This is a genomic window from Xanthomonas sontii (genome assembly GCF_040529055.1).
Lineage (GTDB): Bacteria > Pseudomonadota > Gammaproteobacteria > Xanthomonadales > Xanthomonadaceae > Xanthomonas_A > Xanthomonas_A sontii.
In genome coordinates, this window is the sequence record NZ_CP132342.1 from 813918 (window position 1) to 835294 (window position 21377).

General features: G+C 59.2%; 31 protein-coding genes. 30 read left to right on the forward strand and 1 reads right to left on the reverse strand.

Annotated features, from left to right (window positions below; all coding sequences use genetic code 11):
- The first annotated feature begins 205 nt into the window (after positions 1-205).
- The 27 genes from RAB70_RS21315 (at position 206) to RAB70_RS03555 (ending at position 18793) form a co-directional block, all read left to right on the forward strand.
- Positions 206-415, forward strand: a complete 210-nt coding sequence (locus tag RAB70_RS21315; RefSeq protein WP_148828242.1) for a hypothetical protein — start codon at positions 206-208, stop codon at positions 413-415.
- A 337-nt stretch (positions 416-752) separates the two neighbouring features.
- Positions 753-1550, forward strand: a complete 798-nt coding sequence (locus tag RAB70_RS03430; protein ID WP_148828243.1) for a toll/interleukin-1 receptor domain-containing protein — start codon at positions 753-755, stop codon at positions 1548-1550.
- Between the two features lie 78 nt (positions 1551-1628).
- A complete protein-coding gene (locus RAB70_RS03435; RefSeq protein ID WP_148828244.1) occupies positions 1629-3056 on the forward strand; it encodes an SIR2 family protein in 1428 nt (475 codons plus the stop codon).
- Positions 3057-3065: 9 nt separating this feature from the next.
- Positions 3066-3506: a TIR domain-containing protein gene (locus RAB70_RS03440; protein WP_148828245.1), complete on the forward strand. Its 441-nt coding sequence runs from the start codon at positions 3066-3068 to the stop codon at positions 3504-3506.
- Positions 3507-3907: 401 nt separating this feature from the next.
- Positions 3908-4495: a hypothetical protein gene (locus RAB70_RS03445; protein WP_148828246.1), complete on the forward strand. Its 588-nt coding sequence runs from the start codon at positions 3908-3910 to the stop codon at positions 4493-4495.
- Between the two features lie 224 nt (positions 4496-4719).
- Complete coding sequence (locus tag RAB70_RS03450; RefSeq protein ID WP_148828247.1) at positions 4720-4944, forward strand: hypothetical protein; 225 nt, start codon at positions 4720-4722, stop codon at positions 4942-4944.
- 606 nt (positions 4945-5550) lie between these two features.
- Complete coding sequence (locus tag RAB70_RS03455) at positions 5551-5904, forward strand: hypothetical protein (RefSeq protein ID WP_148828248.1); 354 nt, start codon at positions 5551-5553, stop codon at positions 5902-5904.
- A gap of 448 nt (positions 5905-6352) precedes the next feature.
- Positions 6353-7351, forward strand: a complete 999-nt coding sequence (locus RAB70_RS03460; RefSeq protein WP_148828249.1) for a DUF6708 domain-containing protein — start codon at positions 6353-6355, stop codon at positions 7349-7351.
- Positions 7352-7630: 279 nt separating this feature from the next.
- Positions 7631-7984 (forward strand): hypothetical protein, encoded by a 354-nt coding sequence (locus tag RAB70_RS03465; RefSeq protein ID WP_225851574.1) that lies wholly within the window; start codon positions 7631-7633, stop codon positions 7982-7984.
- A gap of 228 nt (positions 7985-8212) precedes the next feature.
- Positions 8213-8566: a DUF2185 domain-containing protein gene (locus tag RAB70_RS03470; RefSeq protein ID WP_148828250.1), complete on the forward strand. Its 354-nt coding sequence runs from the start codon at positions 8213-8215 to the stop codon at positions 8564-8566.
- 1303 nt (positions 8567-9869) lie between these two features.
- A complete protein-coding gene (locus RAB70_RS03475; RefSeq protein WP_225851575.1) occupies positions 9870-10280 on the forward strand; it encodes a DUF4279 domain-containing protein in 411 nt (136 codons plus the stop codon).
- 190 nt (positions 10281-10470) lie between these two features.
- Positions 10471-10779, forward strand: coding sequence for a DUF1963 domain-containing protein (locus RAB70_RS03480; protein ID WP_225851576.1), 309 nt, complete (start codon positions 10471-10473; stop codon positions 10777-10779).
- Positions 10780-10896: 117 nt separating this feature from the next.
- On the forward strand, positions 10897-11166 hold the full coding sequence (locus RAB70_RS03485; RefSeq protein WP_225851577.1) for a DUF1963 domain-containing protein: 270 nt from the start codon (positions 10897-10899) through the stop codon (positions 11164-11166).
- 175 nt (positions 11167-11341) lie between these two features.
- Positions 11342-11638, forward strand: coding sequence for a hypothetical protein (locus RAB70_RS03490; RefSeq protein WP_148828251.1), 297 nt, complete (start codon positions 11342-11344; stop codon positions 11636-11638).
- Positions 11639-11646: 8 nt separating this feature from the next.
- Entirely contained in the window at positions 11647-11997 is a 351-nt protein-coding gene (locus tag RAB70_RS03495) for a hypothetical protein (RefSeq protein WP_148828252.1), read from the forward strand.
- Between the two features lie 84 nt (positions 11998-12081).
- Positions 12082-12543 (forward strand): OmpA family protein, encoded by a 462-nt coding sequence (locus RAB70_RS03500; RefSeq protein WP_148828253.1) that lies wholly within the window; start codon positions 12082-12084, stop codon positions 12541-12543.
- Between the two features lie 127 nt (positions 12544-12670).
- Positions 12671-13066: a hypothetical protein gene (locus tag RAB70_RS03505; RefSeq protein ID WP_148828254.1), complete on the forward strand. Its 396-nt coding sequence runs from the start codon at positions 12671-12673 to the stop codon at positions 13064-13066.
- Between the two features lie 77 nt (positions 13067-13143).
- Positions 13144-13407 (forward strand): hypothetical protein, encoded by a 264-nt coding sequence (locus RAB70_RS03510; RefSeq protein WP_148828255.1) that lies wholly within the window; start codon positions 13144-13146, stop codon positions 13405-13407.
- A gap of 226 nt (positions 13408-13633) precedes the next feature.
- Positions 13634-13903 (forward strand): hypothetical protein, encoded by a 270-nt coding sequence (locus RAB70_RS03515; RefSeq protein WP_148828256.1) that lies wholly within the window; start codon positions 13634-13636, stop codon positions 13901-13903.
- Positions 13904-13939: 36 nt separating this feature from the next.
- A complete protein-coding gene (locus RAB70_RS03520) occupies positions 13940-14638 on the forward strand; it encodes an Imm41 family immunity protein (RefSeq protein ID WP_148828257.1) in 699 nt (232 codons plus the stop codon).
- A gap of 113 nt (positions 14639-14751) precedes the next feature.
- A complete protein-coding gene (locus RAB70_RS03525) occupies positions 14752-15156 on the forward strand; it encodes a hypothetical protein (RefSeq protein ID WP_148828258.1) in 405 nt (134 codons plus the stop codon).
- 269 nt (positions 15157-15425) lie between these two features.
- Entirely contained in the window at positions 15426-15878 is a 453-nt protein-coding gene (locus tag RAB70_RS03530) for a DUF3806 domain-containing protein (RefSeq protein ID WP_148828259.1), read from the forward strand.
- 95 nt (positions 15879-15973) lie between these two features.
- Positions 15974-16366, forward strand: coding sequence for a DUF4288 domain-containing protein (locus tag RAB70_RS03535; protein ID WP_148828260.1), 393 nt, complete (start codon positions 15974-15976; stop codon positions 16364-16366).
- Positions 16367-16413: 47 nt separating this feature from the next.
- The gene (locus RAB70_RS03540) at positions 16414-16749 is read left to right on the forward strand and encodes a hypothetical protein (protein WP_148828261.1); all 336 of its coding nucleotides are present in this window, start codon (positions 16414-16416) and stop codon (positions 16747-16749) included.
- 786 nt (positions 16750-17535) lie between these two features.
- Positions 17536-17949, forward strand: coding sequence for an ankyrin repeat domain-containing protein (locus tag RAB70_RS03545; RefSeq protein ID WP_081616361.1), 414 nt, complete (start codon positions 17536-17538; stop codon positions 17947-17949).
- A gap of 51 nt (positions 17950-18000) precedes the next feature.
- Positions 18001-18264: a hypothetical protein gene (locus tag RAB70_RS03550; RefSeq protein WP_148828262.1), complete on the forward strand. Its 264-nt coding sequence runs from the start codon at positions 18001-18003 to the stop codon at positions 18262-18264.
- Positions 18265-18334: 70 nt separating this feature from the next.
- A complete protein-coding gene (locus RAB70_RS03555) occupies positions 18335-18793 on the forward strand; it encodes a T6SS immunity protein Tdi1 domain-containing protein (protein WP_225851578.1) in 459 nt (152 codons plus the stop codon).
- 107 nt (positions 18794-18900) lie between these two features.
- Here the strand turns inward: RAB70_RS03555 and RAB70_RS03560 are convergent, their stop codons facing one another.
- Entirely contained in the window at positions 18901-19578 is a 678-nt protein-coding gene (locus tag RAB70_RS03560; protein WP_148828263.1) for a hypothetical protein, read from the reverse strand.
- A 246-nt stretch (positions 19579-19824) separates the two neighbouring features.
- On the opposite strand from RAB70_RS03560, the gene RAB70_RS03565 reads away from it, so the two are divergent.
- The 3 genes from RAB70_RS03565 to RAB70_RS03575 all read left to right on the forward strand — a co-directional run bounded on the left by RAB70_RS03565 (position 19825) and on the right by RAB70_RS03575 (position 21094).
- Positions 19825-20187: a hypothetical protein gene (locus RAB70_RS03565; protein ID WP_223875636.1), complete on the forward strand. Its 363-nt coding sequence runs from the start codon at positions 19825-19827 to the stop codon at positions 20185-20187.
- A gap of 113 nt (positions 20188-20300) precedes the next feature.
- Complete coding sequence (locus RAB70_RS03570) at positions 20301-20582, forward strand: hypothetical protein (RefSeq protein ID WP_148828265.1); 282 nt, start codon at positions 20301-20303, stop codon at positions 20580-20582.
- A 59-nt stretch (positions 20583-20641) separates the two neighbouring features.
- Positions 20642-21094 (forward strand): hypothetical protein, encoded by a 453-nt coding sequence (locus tag RAB70_RS03575; RefSeq protein ID WP_148828266.1) that lies wholly within the window; start codon positions 20642-20644, stop codon positions 21092-21094.
- The last annotated feature ends 283 nt before the right edge of the window (positions 21095-21377 follow it).

A 21377-nucleotide genomic window follows, 5' to 3' on the forward strand; every position in this document is an offset into this window, starting at 1 on the left:
CAAAGCGTCTTCGCCTGGGATGTTGCGGGTCGGCGGACGAATTTGTCTCCCCAAAAAGTGTGACGCCGTGCTACAACAGGATCGTCTGTGGGGGAGAACGGACTTCCATAGGACCTGATCGGACGGTTGCGCCTGGGGATACGCGGCGCAGAGCGTCCATGTGTAATGAGAACGCTAGGACGCCACATTTTCTCAGGGGAAATCGATGTTTACCAAAGTCTCGATCATCGCGGCGCTGGCTGGGTTCGCCATGTGCTTGGCTGCCGCATCTGCGGACGCACGTGTGCGCGCATCTGGTTCACACCACACGACGAGTCACGGCGGTCACTACACGTCGGGCCACGGCTCTTCGCATAAGGGTGGTAGCTACCGTAGTCCAAGCACCAAAAATCAATACCGTCGGCACAAGACCTAGTTTCTAAGCTAAGAGATTAACGGAAAAGAGATCAGTTGAGTAGAGTCATTGAAGCTAAAAGTATTTTCTCCGTGTCCGTCACCCTGAAATTCACCCTGATCCGTTGGTATCCCTAGGGCGGCTACTGCTCCAACAACGAGTCGTAGCCAGTCAAATAGTTGGCGGGAGCGCTGGCCGCCGCTGCGATTTAGACTCGGTCCCCCTGGGAGTTGTGTAGTGGACATACTCAAGGTGATATGCATCGCCTGCTCCAGGGAACAATGGAATTAAAACTGGTGGCCAGCGCCAACGTGCGCTGGCGCGTTCAATCGCGACTAGAGAGTTCAAGGACGGTAAGATGTTTCGAGCATTTAGCTTAGACATCCGCGAGGGAAATCCCTTCGCAAGCTGGCATCAAAATGGAAAGGCATTCATCGAGGGAAGGTGGCCGAAATCAGAGCGAGCGTTCGATAGCTATGTCGAGGAGGCCGTGATTGATGGTGATGGAATCAGGGAACATTGGTTCTCGAAGCTCAACGCCGATGTCTTCATATCCCACTCCCACAATGATGAGGCGATGGCGGTTGGTCTAGCTGGTTACCTAGCAAATCTCGGACTACGCCCTTTCGTTGATTCATTGGTGTGGCATGACTCTGTCACTTTGCTTGAGTCCATCGATCAGCGCTTCTGCCGGTCCGATGATGATCCGAAGACGTTCGACTACAACAAGCGCAACTACTCGACGAGCCACGTTCACATGATGCTCGCCTCGGCGTTGGCCGAGTCTATCGATCAGTGCGAGTGCGTTCTGTTCCTGAACACCCCACGATCCATCCAAGTAAGAGACTCCAAGGAGCCAAACAAAGCAGTCACTGCTTCGCCATGGATCTACCACGAGCTAATCACCACGCAGCTGATTGCCCGTAGAAGGCACGGTGATCGCGTCACTAAGGGCTTTGGTATCGAAGACGCCCGAGTGCTTGCCGAGGCAGTTCAGCCGACGCCCGTACGAGTGGAGTACCGAGCGCCAATGGATCACCTCGCGGAGCTCACGTTCCAGAGCCTGGAGAACCTTCGTCTTAAGTCGCTCCAGCGCTTTGAAGCGCTGGACGAACTCTATCGGGAGCACCCGGCACCCGGGCCCAAGAAGGGCTAGTTGGCGCTGCCGCCCCTGGTGAAGGGGCAAGGACATCCCTTCACCCAGATTCTGTCCGCTCATCTGCCTAGGATTCTAATGAACAAGGAACAGAAGAAGCTGGTTGAAGCATTATCCACGGAGCTAGAGGCCGGGAATCTTGCAGTCTTCGCCGGGGCCGGATTCTCTCGGCCGGCAGGCTTCGTAGACTGGAAAGAACTACTACGCCCCATTGCAGCTGAGATCGACCTGGACGTGGATCGAGAGATCGATCTGGTTGCTCTTGCGCAGTATCACTCCAATTCAAACGCAGCCAACCGCAACAGATTGAATCAAGTTCTCGTCAATGAGTTCGCGCGCGAAGGAAAGCCTACTGAGAATCATCAAATTCTCGCCAGGCTTCCAATTTCGACGTACTGGACTACGAACTATGATCGTCTCATTGAACAATCATTGAAGGATGTAGGAAAGATACCTGACACGAAATATCGTGTTTCGCAACTACCGATCACTGTCCCTAAGCGAGACGCAGTGGTCTACAAGATGCACGGTGATGTTGAGCACCCTGACGAAGCGATCCTGACCAGGGACGACTACGAGCGATACCACCTGAAGATGGCGCCATTCATTGATGCCCTTAAGGGTGACCTAGTTAGCAAGACGTTTTTGTTCCTGGGCTTCTCCTTCACCGATCCAAACCTTGACTACATTCTGAGTCGGGTTCGAATCGCCTACGAGCGAAACCAACGCCAAAGCTACTGCATTCAGCGGGCTGTAGCTCGAGATGAGGGTGAGCACGAGGCGGACTACGAGTACAGGAAGCGAAAGCAACATCTATTCGAGCAAGAGCTTCTTCGGTTCGGCATCAAGACCACTTACGTCAGCGATTTCGTCGAGATCACCGAGATCTTGAGTGCCATTGAGACTAAGCATCGACGTCGGTCAATCTTCATCTCTGGTGCAGCACACGATTATGCGCCGTTCACTGAGAAGGACGGTGTGCGCTTTGTTTTCGATTTGGCGAAAAGCATAAGCAAGCAGGAGTACCGAGTCCTCTCCGGATTCGGTCTCGGCATAGGCAGTGCCGTCATCTCAGGTGTTGTTGAGGCGACGGCGATGGGTGGCAGGGCCTTGGACGAAGACCGATTGCTGGTGCGCCCCTTCCCACAGTCTCGCGCTGGCGACGTTCCGCTGTCTGAACTCTGGAGGATCTACCGGCAGGACACGCTAAAGAGATCCGGTATTGCAATATTTGTGTTCGGCAACAAACGTGTGGATGACGATGTACTCTCCGATGGAATGCGCGCTGAATATGATATCGCTCGCGAGAACAAGGTTTTCGTCATACCCGTAGGCATTACGGGAGGGATGGCGCGGGAGCTATGGGCCGAGACGATTAATCTGATCGATTCGGGTGAGATCTTTGTTTCTGCAGAGGCAAGGGAGCTGCTCATCGCGTTGGGTGAGCCTTCAAGTAGTCTCGAAGACGCAAGGGAAAACATTCTTAAACTGATTAAACTGACCTAGGGGACAAAGATGGCAAGGAAGGTTTTCTTTAGCTTCAAGTACGATGACGTTCAGCGTGCGATGAACGTGCGAAATAGCAATGTGATCACAGGGGCCTTGAAGTCTGGATTCATCGATAAAGCCGACTTCGAAGCAGTAGAGCGCAGCGGGGATGGCGCGATCAAGACGTGGATTGACGGTCAGCTAGTTGGAACAACAGTAACCGTGGTGTTGGTCGGGGCCAACACGAACAAAAGCCGTTGGGTTCGGTACGAGATTGAACAGAGCATCGAGCGGAAGAACGGAATAATCACCATTGATGTAAGCAAGATCGCGGATCTTCGCGGCAACACAACCAATTGGTGTGGAATGACAATCCCAGGCTATACGAATTATCGCTGGAACCGGGACGAGGGCAGAACCAATCTAGGTGCATGGGTTGAGAGGGCTGCTAAGGACGCAGGGCGATGACCTTGAACTGCACTCCGCGTGGATGGGAGTAGCCGGGGGAAACAGGGGTCAGAGTGCTATTTTCTTGACAACAACAGGGGTCGGAGTGCTCTTTCTTGTTCGATACCTTTGAAAGTCGGCTCTGACCGCAATTCTACCTCTGGGGAGTCCTCTCGCCTTGCGCCATCGAATAGCCATCAGCTTCGTCTTCCGGCTTCGTTGCCCTACCTCGCTGATTGTCTTCGGCCGGGGTCACACATCCATCGGCCACCACCTCTGGCAAGCACCAAACCGGGATCTGTGGCATGCTCGGCTCTCGGCGGCAATGCTCCGGAGCACGGACCATGCTTCATTACCGCTAACCGTTCGTTCAAGCCTATGCCGCTCCGCGAGGCGGCTTAACTCAGGCGTTAGGCGATCTAATGATCGAAGCAGATCAAGCCAAAGCTTTAGTCCTTCGTTGCTGCGAAGCTTCTCGCGAAGGAAAAGATCGCTTTGTTATTCAATTCTGCGCGCTTTCTGAGTGTGGTGACTACTGGATCATTCGTGCAAACAGCGAAGATTTTGTCCTGCGAGGTATTCAAGGGCGATGCTATGTTGGCGTAAATGCTCATCTTGTCAGTACTGCATCGGGCGAGATTGAAATCGTCGGTAGTGGTCAGAGTGTTGATGAGTACCTTCAAGATAAATGTGATGCTGCAAGGGCTGGTACCAATCACTACGTGCTAGGTCCGGACTTCGACAAAAGCGACAAGGCGGGCGTGATTCGCCTGCGACAAAAACTGGAGTGCTCGCTCCAGAGAGCAATGCAACTCGTATCCCCCGAGTTCAATTGTTGGCTCACAGGTGAGAAGCGCTTGCTTAGCGACGCCAAGGCGATCTTGCATAAAGAAGGAGTTACTACGAGTATTCGACTACTTGAGAACCCGGGATGTGCAGTGAGAATAGACAACTCGGTTTGGTACTGGACTGCACTGAAGTCGGCTTTGAATCGAGTGGATACGAAATGACAAGCGAAGTGGAGCGGGCAGAGTGCACGCGTGGCACTGGGCCATGCTTCGCATCCACGGAGAAGCTTACTGGCTTGCCAATCCTCAGCTTGAGTCTCCGCCGCAGGAATACCTTGATGCATCATCGTCGCTGGAGCCGAACAGTGGCCCCCAACAGTTCACTCAAGCCGACGCCGAAGTCGCTGCGTGGGTCCGCTTAGTTCAAGCGCTAGGTGCCACATCAGATGCTTAGCCAGATTTGGGAATCATGGCAGTTCAACCTCGGGCTCGGCTTGGCTAGCCTCGGCGCTGGGCTGCTGGTAGTGTCGCCGTGCCTGCTCGTCCCGTCTTGGCGTCGCAAGCTTCTTCGGTCGAACTTAGATATGGAGGGCGTCGGTCTCATTGCGCTGACGGTAGTGCTTGTTGCCGTCGGCTTTTACAACTACGTCAGCGCCGGCAATGGGACGTGACAATCCATTCAAGCCGAGCTGGCTCCGCTGGCCTGCTTAACTCGAGCGAACGCCGTATGAAGAGGGTCCTCGCAAATCTAGTCATAGCGATCGGCGCACTGGTCGCTGTGACTGGGCTGCTCGGTACGCCGCTACTACTGCATCAGCTTCCAATCTCCTTGATGTTGCCAAACCATGGGCAGTCTCCCCATCTGTACCTTCGGGCGGTTCCTATGGAGTTACCCTGGCCAGGCTATTTGCCTTACCTGTTCCTCCTTGTAGGGGGCGCCATGCTTATCACTGGCGTACTTTTGCGCCGGAAGCTCCGTGGCACTGCGCCCTAACAATTCATTCAAGACGAGGCCACTTCCGAGTTGGCTAAATTCACGGGTTAGAACAACCCACTGCCACATGCCCCTCTCTCGAAGGTTGGATTCTAAGAATTCGCAGCGCTGACGCGATGACTTTCGAGGACGCATATTTTGGAACTCGTCCGACCGGACACATCCAGCGACAGCACCTTGGGCAATTCCTCATGATCGCGGCCTGTGGCATGCTCGGCTTTTGGCGGCAGTACTGGGGGTCACGGTCCATGCTTCACGACCTCCTTGTCACCAACGCCTAACGATGATGCAACCCGAAGCCGCCGCGCGGTGCGGTTCAATTCAGTTGGCAGGCCCCGAGAACATGTCTATGCAGCCGGCGAAGATTTCCATACTTGCTCTGCTGGTTCTTGAAGCAAGTCTGGTCATTTCAACGGTGGCGTCCCTCCTGTTACGCGGTGTCCCTGTGGTGCCTGTTGCGTTCGCCGTGCTTGGGGTTGGCTCGTTCCTGGCGCTTCTGATCTCGGTTCCGGCAGCGTGGTACTCCGTGGCCACGGATCGCTCAGCTCGCTCGGCGCCTTACCTGTCGGCCGTCGCCGTCGGTAGTCTCCTGATTACCTGTTTCATCGTGCTGCCGTTTCTGGGCGGCGGCGTGTAGCAGTGCGCACACCAAGCCCGGAGGCTTGGGCCTTGACGACCGATCTTTGTGACACCCAGAGACCAGCGACGCCAGCAAGATCCAAGACAGAGATCTATGGCATGCTCGCGCCCATGCGGCAGTGCTGGGGAAGCGCAGTCGATGCTTCATCACCTCCTGGCACCACCGTTCAACTATTCATTCAATCGGCCCGGCTTAGTGCTAAACAGGGGTCAGAGTGCGATTTTATTGTATGCATGGCAATTTAAAGTTAGCTCTGCCCCCAGTTCTGTTTGGCGTCATATGGTGCCGGACCGCGTAGCATAGACCGCTGCGTCGCTGCCTTCGAGTGCGTCAGCCGCGGGCTCGACATGCTCATCGTGAATAAACCCTGGCCATGGCCCGAACCAAGAACGACAAGTACCCTGTCTCCGGACCCAAGCCATCGGCATCTGGCCGGCCACTGGGCATGGCCGATCTCGAGTGGCTCGGCCAGGCGGCCTGCGACGAGTTCTTCAAGCTGCACGACAACGAAGTGTTCAGGGGCATCGGCGCCGGGGCGGTGCTCTTGCCGCCGCACAGCGTACCGGCCAGCCGATCGCCCAGCAGCGGAGGCGCGGTCATCGAGGCGTTTCCGCATGGGCTAGTGTACGGAAGCATGATGACTTTGCTTGTGGGGTTTCTTGGCTTTGGCGCCGTCGCTATAGGTTTGCCATTGACCATGATGCTTGCAAGCGCACTTGGTGATGCCAATGCCTTCACTCCTGCCTTGGTCGGCACTTCAGTCCTATCGGTGTTCGTCTACTTCATGCTCCGCTTCGACCTCATCGGCTACCGCTACGCACCCACCCTGTTCGACCGCAACGCCGGCAAGGTCCATGTCTTCAAGGACAACACGCGTCTCTTCAGCGGGTGGCCGCTCTGGGGCGGGGGCGGCCAGCACGAGATCCTCAGCTATGACTGGGCCTGCGTGCGCGCCCAGGTCGTCCGCTTCAAGACCTTCACCGGCACCGTCGCACAGGACAACGCGGCTCTGCAGATGATCGTGCTGGCTGCGCCCGGCGACACCCGCGTGGTCGGCCAGTTCGGCCTGGGCCTGACCAGTAGCGCCATCGCGGTGCAGCCCCTGCTCGATACCTGGGAGCACATCCGCCGCTTCATGGAGCACGAAGGGCCGCTGTTCGTGGAAGGCGACGGACCCAATGAGGCCTTGTTCGAGATGCGCTTGGCGCGCTGCATCTTCCTCGGCCAGCCCTTCATCGGCCCGGGCAGTGCGGAGCATTGGAAGCACTCCGACCTGGGCGCCATCCTCTGGCAGGTCATCGCCCTCCCGCTCTTTCCGCTGACCCTGCTCTACGGCCTGATCCGCTGGGCCAGTTTCCACATCAAGAGCAAGCCCATATGGCCGCCTGAAGTGCTGGCCAGCGTGGGCGGCGCCCCCTTGCATGGCAGCGCGCTGGACGCTTAGAAACAGGGGTCAGAGTGCATTTTTCTTGTATGCAAGGCCATTTAAAGTTAGCTCTGACGCCAGTTCTGGAGTAGACATGCTGGGTACAACAATCCACACGAGACGAATGCGTGTCGTGGTTCCGCCTACTTCATGCATTAGTCTAGTGATGGACGCGCGGTGCGGCGTCCACTTTGGACAAATCCTCATGATCGCGATCTGTGGCATGCTCGGCTACTGGCAGCAGTACTGGGGAGCGCGGTCCATGCTTCACCCCTTCCTTGGCACCAACGCCTAACGATGATGCAACCCGAAGCCGCCGCGCGGTGCGGTTCAATTCAGGTGGCAGGCCCCGAGAACATGTCCATGCAGCCGGCGAAGATTTCCGTACTTGCTCTGCTGGTTCTTGAAGCAAGTCTGGTCACTTCTGCGGTGGCAGGCCTTCTGCTGCGCGATGTACCGGTGGCGCCTGTTGCTTTCGCCGTGCTTGGCGTTGGCTCGTTCCTGGCGCTTCTGATCTCTGTTCCGGCAGCGTGGTACTCCGTGGCCACGGATCGCTCAGCTCGCTCGGCGCCTTACCTGTCGGTCGTCGCCGTCGGTAGTCTCCTGATTACCTGTTTCATCGTGCTGCCGTTTCTGGGCGGCGGCGTGTAGCAGTGGGCACACCAAGCCCGGAGGCTTGAGGCCTGACGACCGGTCTTGGTGACACCCAGAGACCAGCGACGCCAGCAAGATCCAAGACAGAGATCTATGGCATGCTCGCGCCCATGCGGCAGTGCTGGTGAAGCGCAGTCGATGCTTCACCACCTCTGGCACCACCGTCCAACTATTCATTCAACCGGCCCTGCTTCGCGGTGTCGCCCAATCCAGGTGTCAGGACGCATGACCAAGCAGTTCCGACTCTCGCAAGATCAGATCGAGCCAATGGCCGAAGGCTACGGCGGCTGTATTGCCACCGACAGGATCACCGTCGACGGTGATTCCGTGCGCTTCATGTACCGCGAAGCGCCGGACAACGACATCGATAGCGGTTGGCGCTTCATGTCAGGCTCCGAAGACGATGCGTACATGGACAACCCAGCCAACCATGCCGTCTATGACGTCAACACGATCGCCAACTACGACCCGAGCATTATTCCGTTTCTGGACGCCCCGGAAGGCAGCGCATTTGAAAAGCTCCCGGAGTCGGAGCAGTTCATCGCGGTGACAAACTGGACGCCGGAGGATGAGCCCTGACAGTTGATTCAAACCGCCTCCAGATCGTGGCGCGGTTTAACTGTGGTGCTAGTGACAATCGGCAATCCTCCGCGAATTCGGATCTATGCAGACTTCAACGGTCTGGTGCGTGGCGTCATCAGTCCAGAACGTACCGCTGTGGTTCTCGACACATTCGGTAGATCAAACGCTGGGGTTGTGCTGTCGCCTGGCCTTCCGCTTATAGCCTACGATGAGTCGGATGAGTCCGAGGATCTTGAGGGGCATGGAACGGCGCAGTACGACCCGAAGCGCCGTTGGTGGGTAGTTGAGTTCGATGAGTTGGGGGTTCGGGATGTCCCGCGTATGGGCCAAGTCTCAGAGGCGGTGTTTCACTGCGTTCGTTGCCGTCTTCCGGTGGCTGGCATTACCTGCAATACGCTTGGCGACCCTGGGCTCTGTTGCAAAAACTGTGGCACAAGTGCGATGGCGGCAATTAATCCGCCGGCATGATGCCACCTAAGTATTCGCTCGAGCGGACGTCCCAATCGCTTCGCGCTTGGCCCGCTGCTTGGTTCAAGCCTTGACTGCCCATGAAAACTTTCTTTGCTCCCGTATTGCTCACGTTCCTAGCATTGCCACTGACGCTAAGCGCGTCTGGTCCTGAGCTATTCAGCATTTCCTTCAAATCTGGTCAGCCTTCTGTTGACAATGATCTGACCACATCTGTCGACTCTGCAGAGTGGCTTAGGCGCGTCGTGGAGCACGATTCGCAGATCATGTTGCGTGTCGATGAGGTTCGGTATCAGGTTGTTGGCAGAGCCGACCCAAGCGAATGTGCGGATGCGCAATGCAGCGCCCTGGCACTCAAGCGGGCGCAGCTGTTTCAGGATGCCTTGGTGAGCGCCGGAGTTCCGCTCTCACTGTTCTGTCCACCCGTCGCGCTTGGGCCACCTTGGCCCGCCACATATCGACCCACGCCGGAGCAACTGCTATTGGCGCGACAGGCTGGTGTTGAGCCCGTCTTCGACGGCTGTGAGCAAAAGTAGAAGCAAGAGTGCGCCGCCAGGTGCGATACCCCTGAAAGATCGGCTTTTTCCCAGTTTCATTCTTGGTTCCATCTTCGAACCGCCCTCCGCTTCGCCTCCCAGCTTATTGCCCAGCCGCGCTCCTTGCCTTCTATTCCAGCGAAGTAGCAGCCAGCAATCGAGCAAGCACCAAGGCCACACGTTGTGGCATGCTCGGCTCTCGGCGGCAGTGTTGGGGAACACGGCCCCTACCGACTAGTCATTCATTCAAGCTGACGCCACCTCGCGGCGCGGCTTAACTCGTATGTTGGCGCGCCATGAGAATTGCAGACCAATCGATCATTTCCTTCCGAATCTTTGGAGATGACCTCGTGCCATCAGAGATCACGGACCTGCTGGGCTGTGAGCCAACCAGGGCGTTTGCCAAGGGTGATATCCGTGTAGGGGCCAAGACCGGCAACCGCTACGCAGAGAAGATCGGACGATGGAGCTTGGCGGCTGAAGACAGTTACCCCGAGGACATTCCGGCCCAAATCTCCAAGATACTGGGCAAGCTGACAGAAGATCCGGCCGTTTGGGCCTCGCTTCGGTCACGCTTCGCAATGGACTTTTTCTGCGGCGTGTTCATGGGCTCCTCCAACGATGGACTGGAGTTCTGCCCGGAGGTGCTCGGAGGTGCTCGGAGCACTTTCGCGCCGCGGCATCTCGCTCAGCCTGGATATCTATGACGCGTCTGATGATTGAAGTGCATGGGACGCATGCCTACGGTGTGCGGCCTGACAATGCGCTCAACCCAGACGCACCACGGAAACGGGATCGGAGCGCACTTGTCTTGGAAATGCCCACTGATCCCTGTTCTATTGAACGCAAAGCCAGTAAACACGAGCCCCGCCTGGATGAAGCGCGGAAGACGCACACGTGACGACGACAGCTGACGACCTCAAAGCTCAACTCGCCCGCCCGGGTGTCATCCTGGAGATCGGGGGACTCCGGCCGCCCGACGATCCCCTGGCGAGTTGGTTCGGCCGCGTGAACGTCTGCGCGCCGGGCGAGGCATGGCCGGAGACGGCGGGACGGCCGATGCATGCGCTCTGTCAGATCAACGTCAGCGAACTGCCGCTGCGGCCGGCCCGCCTCGCGGATATCGCACTGATTGCGGTGTTCATCGGTCCCGATACGCTTCCGGTCGATACGCCCAACGGGGAAGGGTGGTGTCTGCGAGCCTAAAAGCGGCTCGATGGACTGGTCCCGCTGGCGCCACGTCACACCGATTCGCCCATCAGCGCATTTCCGATGCGGCCGCATGTCTTTCATGACGACTACCCGTGCTGGGAGGATGCGCCGATGGATCTGCCGGCAGACATCGAAGCGCGCTACCACGATCTCTTCCGGAACCTGGACGGCTTCAAGCTGGGAGGATGGCCGACGCTGATCCAGGCCGAGATCTTCTGGGCGCCGTTCAAGCGCCATCCCGCGTCGCCGGAGTTCGTCTTCCAGATCGACTCCACGGACAAGGGGCACTGGATGTGGGGCGACGGCGGCGTCGGCTACTTCGGCCGCGGAACAGCACCAAGAAAAGAAGACGAGTGGGCGCTTGCGTGGCAATGCTACTAGCGGCGTCCGGTGGAGAAGGCTGCGAGACCAGGTGCGCAGTTGATCGAGTGATGCATCAAGCGAAGTCCTAGCCAGACTGCGCGCTATTGTGCGCAGTGCGCCGACAGGTCTACTCTGATCCAGCTGTCTGGTCGATCACATTAGGGGGTGTGATATGAAGTGTGGACTGCTGTCGTTGATCCTGCTGGCGGGCCTTGTGGCATGTCACTCCGCGCCGTCGCCGCGGCCGGCCGTCGCACATGGGGATGGCGCATCGCCGGACCGTCCCGTCGATCTTTCTGCGGCGCATAGCGAAGGCGCGGGCATCGCCGCGCAACGCACATGGCTCGATCAGCACTACCCCGGCGCGCGCATCAAATCGCAGTCGCTGTTGTTCGAGCCGTCGGCCATGGACCTCATCACGATCGTGCTGCCCTCCGGCGAGGAGCGCGAGGTCTATTTCGACATTTCGTCCTACTTTGGGAAGTGGTGAGCGGTGCGATGCATGTCGTGCAGGCACTTGTGATCGGATTCCTGGCGCTGGTTGCGTGTGCCGGAGCGGCCTTCGTCGTGGTGGTCGTCTTCCCATCCCGCCTGGCGTTGTGGCTGTTCCTGTTTACGTCGACCATGACCCTCCTCTGTCTAATTTGCGTCGACTGGTTCCTGCGGGATGGATTGGGACCGGACGCGATCACATCGCAGGGAATGGAGGCGGCCTTACGTGTCGCCGACAGTGCCTGGCTTCCGGCGTTGTGCTGGGTGCTCCTCAACGGTTCGGCCCATCTGGTCTATCGATGGAGGCGCAGGAAACGTGGAGAACGCACCGTACTCGGCGACATGCGCTCGGGGTGAAGCGTGGCGACTAGCTCGCCGTACCAAAGGTGCTGAGTCGCGAAGCCGATCGCTTCACGCAGCGATTCAATCAGGGAATGACAGATGCAAATAATCCGCTTTACCGCGCTGAAGATCTTGACGCTCTTCGCCGCCGTACTGCTGGCAGGTCCGGCACAGTCGATGTCGCTTGACTGGCGGCCGGTCTACTTCAAACAAGGACATCCGCTTGTAGGGGAGAGCCTTGAGGACTCGATGGATAACGCGAGTGGACTTCAACTCGAGAATCTACAGGTGAATGTCTCAATCATGAAGGAGTATCCGAACGTCGCTTATGACTTGATGGGGAGGGCGAACGCAACTGAGTGCAGCCCTGCATCGTGCATGATGTTGTCGGCACGTCGCGCCGAACTGGTCTATGACTATCTGCTGGAGCAGGGCATTCCCGCCTGTCAGATCAAGACCATCGTCGCCGCCGGCACCAGCAGTCCGATTGCGCGACCGCAGGATGATGCGCCCCCTGACAGGGCAGCGCACCTGTTGGTCACACTCGGCAAGACATGCTGATGCAATGAGACATCTCTGACGGGATCAACTGGACCATTGACGCATCTAGTTCGCCCGTCTTGAATCATGGTCGGCGAGGCGAGCCAACTCCTACTCCATCGCGGACCGATCTAGGCACCCCCACAGCATGCATCGACGTATCCAGGCCCTGGGAGCCGCGACCATCGTGGCGTGTGTCGCCGGCTTCATGCTCGTCGGCTATTCGCCGATGCCGTGTGCCTGCGAGACGCCATGGCAGCTGGTGTATGCCGCGTCCGGCTTGCCGTCTGACCGTCCCTATCGGACCTATGACGCGGAGCAGCTGCAACGTGGCCTCGACCGCCATCTTGCAGGATCGACTGTGACAGGTTCGAGCGACTACTTCTTCGACGCCTGCCAGGAAACGGCACCCCGGCGGCGGCGATGCATCATCGCCACCGAAGAGTCGCTGCTGCGAAAGTCGGGCTACGTGATCGAGATGGAAACGGACGCGAAGGGAAGGCTCGAACGCACCCACGTAACGACCTACTCGGCGTGGCGCTAGCCGCAAGTCTCGCAACGTACCCGGCAGGCAGCGCCGAACTCGTCACGGACGAAAAGTCGGGTTAGGCGCTCAAGCGCGTGCTTGAAAATCTGCCGGGCGTCGAGGACGACATCAAGCAGCAGATCCTGTCCGGCCTTGATGAGCACGGCGGAGTGCTCACCGAGCCAACTGCCGCCAAGGATTTCGTGCCCACACTGCGTCTCTACCGGGGCCAGCTGGTCGCCGTTGGTCACGATGATCACCTGCAGGAAATGCGTCGCCAGGACGAGATCGGCGCTGGTCCTGCCGCAGTCCCCCAACTGGAGAAGTCTAATGTGTCGGCCTCACTGATCAGGGGGTAGATGAACGTGCGGGACGTCTACCTCAGTCAACCCAACGACGCGCACCGACACTCCGCCGTAGACACCCCGCCGTTCCAGTGATTGGTAGCCATTGACCGCAATCACTGGCTCGGCGAGGATCGCGCCACGCCGCGCTTCTGCGGAACCAGGAACAAACGGGCCGCAGATGGACGGTACAGCGATTCGGTTAGGAATTGTGGCCCTTGTCTTTGTCACATGTGCTTCGGTGAACTATTCCGCTCTCCGGATGGCCGGTGGCCTGCCTGGGAGGATGAAGACACTTGGCGTGATGTTTGGCGCTGTCGGCATCCTCTTGATGGTTCTGGTGGTGCTATGCGTCTTCATCTCCCTGCTTCAATACTTCATCGGCGGCGGCACCTATGTGGTCGTAAGGCTGCTTGATCCACTCCTCTTGGGCGTAGGGTTCTTCACCACCGGCTCTCTCATTACCCTAGTGCTTGGCACGCGAGGCAGGCATGACAAAAAACCTCGCTGACTCAATCGGACCTACTGCGCTCAGTGGAGCGACGCAATGCAAGCGGACATCGCTTTGAACTCCACCAACGTTGTTGCCCGCAACTTCGCCCAATACGCTGCATACGACGACTGCTCGTTCGTCGGTCGTCTCCATGAAGAGATGCGCTGGGACGGGGACGAGTACTGGCTTCTGGAGAAGGCACTGTACGACCTGGCGACCGATGGCGAGCTTGAGCGCGAGACGGCATGGCCTCTGTTCCGCATCTTCAGCTTCGTGCTGATGCTCCTTGGTTGCCACTTCAATCCGATCGACTTCTTTGCGATCAAGGGCGCCTCCGACGAAGATGTTCACGATCTGCGCGACCGATTCCAGTTGGTGTTTGAAGGCTTCTATGCTGGCAGCATGCCGGCACACCACAGGCTTGACCCGTCTAACCCGTTGTTGACGTCGACTCATCACTTAGCACATCAGGCGCACTTATGGATCTGTCCCAATTGGAATTTCACGACGCGGTGCTATTGGGCGTTTCCCTCGACACGGTCGAGCGCGCTGCCGAGATACGACTCGCCTACTATCCATCGAGCCAATCGCGCGAGCGGGTATTGGGCATCCTTTGCTTTCGCGGAGTGGCGCGCCTCAATCAGATCACGGACCTGGACGCGTTGCAGCAGCACGCCGGACCCGGCAACATCAGTCAGTTCGTCACTGGCGAGCAGCCCGGCGTCAGTCATCTCTACCTGGTTCGCGGCTTGATCGAAATCGTGGCCAACGCAGTCGCTTTCCGTGCCGTGCCTGATAGCTGGCAACAGCCGCTACGCTCTCTTGATGTCACTTGAACTCGAGGCCTGCCGGCCAGGATCGTTTCCATGAATATATGGTTTCTGCTACTAGCGTTGGCACCCACCGTCGCTCCCGCACAGCCTGCGGGTCGCTATGTGGCGGTAACAGAGACGGAGTACGAACTGGAGCTGATCCTTGAAAGCTCCGGAACTGCGCGCATCAAGCGCCACGTGTGGGAAGCCGATCACTCGGCGGCTGACGTTCGCTCCAGTCTGAAGGGGCACTGGATCTACCGAAACGACGCGGTCGAGGTGACGTTTGCCTCGGGAAAGGCCGCTTCCTTCCTACTCGTCTCTTGCCCGCCATACGCCGAATTCGGCAGGAATGGCTGTTCGCCTGGGCTCAAGCTCATCAAGACCAGCCTTCCAACACATTGGGGCCTGCAACGGTTCGGTTTGTGGCGTGCGGATCTTCTCCGGGCAGGCAGCTAGCCAACGAGGCAATATGACCGGGCCTGATCGACGTTTGGGCTCGGGTTCCACAAGACGCTTGCCAAGGTCGAGGCACCTACACGAGGCCATGACGTGCGCCGACCGGCGCATGTGGATCGCACGGTTCCTGGCCGGGCTGGCATCGTTGCCGATCCGGAAGCAACTTTCAGGATGGCGGCGGCGAGTCAAGGACGGATTGACTGTGGTCCTCCACTCGGCAAGGATCGCGGCACGCTTTGCCCAGGTGATCGGACACCGGTTTGAAACCCATGAGTAAGTACACCTTCGAAATAGAGCATTTTCTGTCCGACTGCGAAGTCGCTGCACTTGAGGCAGAGTGTGCGCCCTCGCTGCGGATGCTCAACCTGCGGTACACGCCAGACGTGGATCTTTCGCAAGGCCACCTGCCGGACGCCGAGTATCTCGATGTGGTTCGCACGTCATGGCTGCTGGATGAAGCGACCGACCGTCCCGAACACACGATGTTGGTCGAGGGGCTTGGTTTCGCCTTTGGCAAGTTGTTGCAGCAACGCACCACCCTGCGTTGGTGCATGGTCCGCGACAGCTACGGGACTTTCTTCTCGATGGGTCGGCTGGACGCGAACCCTGCCAAGATTTCTGTTCCTGTCTTCAGTTACGTCGAGAAGCGGGAAACGCTGATGAACGGAGAGGTCTTCAGCGACTTCTTCAAGCAAGTCTCACCCGATGTGCTCGGCGCTTGAGCAGACATGGACATGGTCTTTGTAGCTGGAGTACGCCCCGACATTGGGCCAATGCTGGCTAACAAGGCGACGCACTCAAACATGGATATCCGCTCATGACCACCCACCCAAAAGGCCTTTCTCCCGTCGGCTGGTATGTCGGTAGCTACGTGATTCGCTTCGTCGAGCTCGATGTTCTCGGTAACGACGATCCGCAAGAGGAATTTCTCGTATGGGAGAACACGATCATCGTCAGCGCGCCCGATTTTGACGAGGCCTACAGGAAGGTTGTTGCCGTGGCCGAGACGACAACCGAGCCCTACAAGGGCGGTCCCGACGGGGTGCCTGTCCAGTGGGTCTTCGAAGGTGTCACGCAACTCCTGCCGATCTACGAGTCGCTCGAAGATGGGTCGGAAATCATGTACGAGGAACACGCGTCCATGCGGCTCGATGTGCTGAGACAGAGGGTGATGTCACTGGATGCTTTGAAGGATCAACTGAATGCATGACGGCGACCTCGAACTGCCACCGAGGCCATCAGCGAGGGTGAATTGCCATGGACCGAAGCAATATCAGGTTCTATTCCGAAAGAGAGCAACAGGACTTTTGTCTCCATTTGTGGTACGAGCTCACCATTGCGGGACGCGCCATCTGGAGCGACGCTCAGCTCGACCAATCGAGCAAGCTGGAGGCGCTGAAGTGGCTGAATGAGATCCAGCATCACGTCCACAACGCTTACCGGCGTAGTGGTGAGGGAACGCTCTCCCCGCTATGTGAGCGCATCATCGCATTCTGCAAAGAGGCACGCTGCCTTGCGTTTCATGTGCGCGTCGCGCTTGATCGCGCGGTTGCCAAGGTGGCATCCGGTCATATCATTCCTTCGGTCGACTAGCGATCCGACAATCCACGGTCACATGGCGATGATCGCGGCTGATCCCATGACGTATTGGATTGGCCTTGTGATAAGTGTGATCTCGATGGTACGCAAGGCGGGCATCATGTGGTCACGCTTGGCTCAAGAACATGCCATATCCGTCCCATACCCAGGCGCTTCTTGCTTGTCGACCACGAGCCTTCAGGAGCCCCGTATGCGATTCATCCTCGTTACTGCCCTGTTCCTGTCCACTTCCTCGGCCGTGGCCAGTAGCACGATGTGTGAGTTCTATGCGCCACCCGGCGCGCCAGTGCCGGATCTGGAATTTCTCGGCTACGACAAGATTGGTGGGATCCTCATTCAAGACAAGAATGGGCCACGCAGTCTTCCGCAAGGTTCCTACAAAGTCGTTGCGTTGGATCACAGCGCTAGCAGGATCGACCTGACCTACGCCAATCCAGGCGATCACTCGCTTCCACCGAGCTTCAGGCTAAGGGGAGCAGGGCCGGACATGACCTTGACGGTGCGTGGCAAGACGTACAAGGGCAAACTAAGTTGCGGGGCGTGGTTAGCTATCTGCGACCCCCTGGTCGTCAACCAGCGCTGTGCCGCTGAGCTGAAGGCTGGGACTGGGGCCTCTACGGAACCAGGAACCTGTTGGCGGCCTGTGTGCACTGGGCGGTTGTTTGGAGAAGCCGTAGTGAAGAGTATGGATTGGAGTCACGTGGTTCCTCCCTATAGACTGGAATTTATCCAACCCAACGACAATTCACGCGGATCGACTCAAAAGAGGCAACTTGCAACATGAAAAGGGTCTCTCTACTCGCCGTGTTGGCGCTCAGCGTGTTGCCACCCGCCGTCGACGCCAAAGACCTCTTCGCCAAAGATCGCTGCAAGGCCGCGTACGAGTATCACTTCCTCAATAGGGCCGTGGCGTTCGAGGATTGGACAGGGGTAGAAATTTTGCTTGAAGGAGGCGCAGACCCAAACGGCCGTGGCTATGCGCAGATCACGGAGTGCGTTCGCCTTCCAGGCGAGTTCAGCTCCCCACTCGCACTGGCAGTGAGGAATGGCAACGCCGACCTCGTTCGCTTGCTACTGAAATATGGGGCAGATCCTAATCTTCCGGAAGGAGAGTCGGTGACCCCAACGGGAATTGCACGCGGCATGGCTTCTCCGGCCATCCTGCAACTGCTGCTTGAGCATGGCGGAAGATAGGCGCAGTGCCTTGTTCGTGCGAGATCGCATCAATCTGCCGCTAACGGACGCATGACCACATTCCAATTCCAACCACGCTGGAAGGAAGAACTCGTCTGCACCGGCCCGGGCGGCGAATTCGTTCTGGATTTCCCGATGGGCGTGCCGACGGTCTACGTGCCCACCGAGCATGCCTGGGCGCAGAGTGCACCTGCATGGGCGCGCGACCTGTGGCCGGTGTTCAAGGCCGAGCTGGAAGCCTGGTGCGACGAGCGCGACTTGCAGTTCTTCCTGGATGGATCGGCCAAGTGCTACGGAGCCACTGCCAAGGTCTAGGTGAACACGCTGACAGCAGGTGGATGCGCCTGGCTTGGTATCCTGGCGCGCCATCGCTGCAAGGCCCCCAATGAGCCAGAGTAAAGAGCGCGCTGACACGACGAACGCCCCGCTGTACCACTTGATCGCGCCGGAATCGCACGAGATGCTCGGCCCGTGGGCGGACGCGTTCCCGGCATACACCGTCGTGGTTGGCTACTCGAGTCTCGGCCACTTCTTTCTGCATGATCCGGCCAGCCACGAGTACGCGGTGCTGCATCCGTTCAAGGCTGCCGGCAAGTCGTATGGCGCGCATGCCTCCACCGCGGCGTTCGAGGCGGCTATCTTGCGCGATCCGGGCTTCGAGGCGTATGTGTTGCGCGGCGACCATGTACGGGCTATCGCGGCGCGTCTTGGCCCGTTGAAGCCCGGGCAGATCTACATTCCGCAGCCGTATCCGACGCTGGGCGGCACGGAAGCGCCCGAGACGTACGACAAGGGGGATGTATGGGTCTTTGCGGACCTGGTCGCGCAAAGCGTGGGGTTGTGACGCAAACTGGAATGAAGCCGCGGGAGGCGATCTTCCAAGCGACAACCCAGGCAGCACTGGATCGCCGCCTGGATCAAACGCAACGCCAGCACCGCAGAGGCCGCGCCTCAGCGCTTCGCCGCCTTGCGCCGGTACACACCATTGAAGCTGACGTTGGCGCCACCGCACTCCAGGTTGTCCGAGGCCACCAGCAGATCGCCGACCAGCTGCAGGCGGACCTTGCAGTCGTCCTGGCTGAGTTCCAGCCGATTGCCTTCCGGAAAGCCGCGCGCAGTCACGGCGCCAAGGTGCGGCCCACCAGGCGCTTGATCTGGGGTCGGGTTGGCGCTGGGCCAGTAGGCATCGCCGTTGGCGGTGATGGTGCCGTCGCCGTTGGCGATCAGTTGCAGTTCGTTGTCGCCGTCGTGCCACTGGCCGACCCAGGCCTGCGGCTTCGGTGCGGTCGTCGCCGGCAGTGGCTGCACGCTGGACGCCGCCACCCAGCCGGCGCTGCCGCCGACCTTGTTGGGGTAGAACGCGCAGACGAAGCCGCCCTGGCGCTGCGCCAGGATCACGGTGTCGTCCTTGACCACATAGGCGCGCTGCCGGCACGCGGCCTCGCCCTTGGCCGGGCAACCGTCGTCGTCGTTGAGCAGGTACAGGCGCGGCACAGCGACCTTGGCGAGCGAGAACCCGGCCGTGCTCATGGGGAAGCCGCCGTTGCGGCACATCGCGGTGTCCTCGTCCGGCGCCGCGTAGGCCAGTGCGGGAACCGCCAACAAGGCGAGCAGCCAAGTCTTGTGCATCACAGTCGCTCCAGAGGTGGGGCAATAGTGTGGTGCATGCCGGGTGAACCGGTGGCGAGCGAATTGGCAGGTGAGGACATCGACGCCGAGGAACACCTCGACCTGTAAGTTGGCTGCCATCAAGCACGCCGCGGGGATACCCTTGCCGCGGTCCAGATTTCAGAGGGTGGTGGAATGGCAGTGAAGTAACGGGCGGGCGATGTCTTCGCGATCCCGTCGGATGCGGGAACGTACGCGCTCTGCCAAGTGCTGTGGGCGCCACAGGGCGACTATCGCAAGGTGATCGGCTTCTGTGTGCTGGAACAGCAGGCATCGGAACCGACGCTTGGCGCGTCGCCGAGCCGGCCGCTGCCGGTGCGCGATGGCGACAAGGACATCCGATTGCTGTTCACCGGCACCCAGAAACTCAGGAGCGGCGAATGGCAGATCGTCGGCCACGCGCCGCTGCCCCAAGACGCCAGGGAGTTGCTGACCTTCCACATCGCCGGCGCCCTGCACGAAGGCGACAGCTTCGTGCGGATGCTGTCGGTGGATGAGTACGCGCGCTATCCGTCGATGTCGGTGCTCGGATTCGAGCTGGTGCAGCGGCTGCTGAGCGACAGCCGGTGATCGGGGGCGCCGGCCGTTGACGGCCAGTGCCCGCTCGGCGAGCATCGCATGCAGCCTCGGCGCAGGGGCGTGGCCAACGCCGCACATCATTTCTGTCTGGATCAGGTGACACCATGCCCGCAAGCCTGTTGACTGAGGTCGTCCTGCGCCCGCTGGTCGAGATCGTCCTCTACGGTCTGTGCTATGTCGTCGGCATGCTCGTGGTACCCATGTTCTCGTTCGGTTACTACAGTGTCGAACCGTGGAGCAGCAAACGGCGCAGCAAATCCGGCAAGCGCAGCGCGTATCTGGCCCCACGCGTGGTCTCGGCCGACACGGCGGCCTTCTGGGGTGGGTTTGCCCTGGTAGGCTTTGGGCTGTTGGGCTATGCGCTGTGGAGCGCGGCGGGCGCTTAACCTCGAAGCGGCTGCACCGCGCTACGCTCCCTGGCCTTGGACTGCAAAGGATTGCACCGATGCCATATTCCGGCACCTGCTTCATCACGCGACACACGCTGTCGGCGCTGCGCGATCAGATTCACCAAAGGCCCGAACTGGTGATGGCGCTCGAAGGCTTGATCGAGGTGGAAGAGGAGCACTTTCCTGATCCACCGATCTACGCTGCGCTGTCGCATCTGGCGCAATGCACGGCATGCCAGGCCTGGAGCGCGCTCTGGCTGGAGGCGCAGTTTCCCGAGAGCGGGGCGTGGCGCGAGCGCGTCGCTCGCTACTGCTGCTTCAGCATGTTCGAGGCAGTGACCAAGCCGGACAGGGTGGTGCGGATCGGGTTCGAGTTGTTCCGTGGCGAGGATCCGACCTGGTACCTCAATGACGCGATCTGTGTGCAGTTCTGTCCGTGGTGCGGGCAGCGCCTGCCCGATCGTCCGTTCGAGCCGGATCTGGAGCCAGAGCCGGAGCCAACACCATGACGCGGTGCCGCCGCCGCGTCGCGGCCGTTTCAGTGCAACCGCGACAACCGCCGCCCGCCCTGTGGATGGCGTGGCGCTGCGATCGGTCTCAGGGCGTCTCTGGGCGCGCGTGCTGTCTACGGCGGATGCGATGAGTTGTCATGCAGGCATGCTGCAATGGATCTGGCCGGTTGCGGCACCATGGTGTCCGGCGTTGGTCGCTGGCTGCTGCGAGTGCCGTCTCTGCGTGCCGCAGGCGCCTGCGTAGGCCACGCGAGCTACATGACGTGCCGCACCGCTGTCC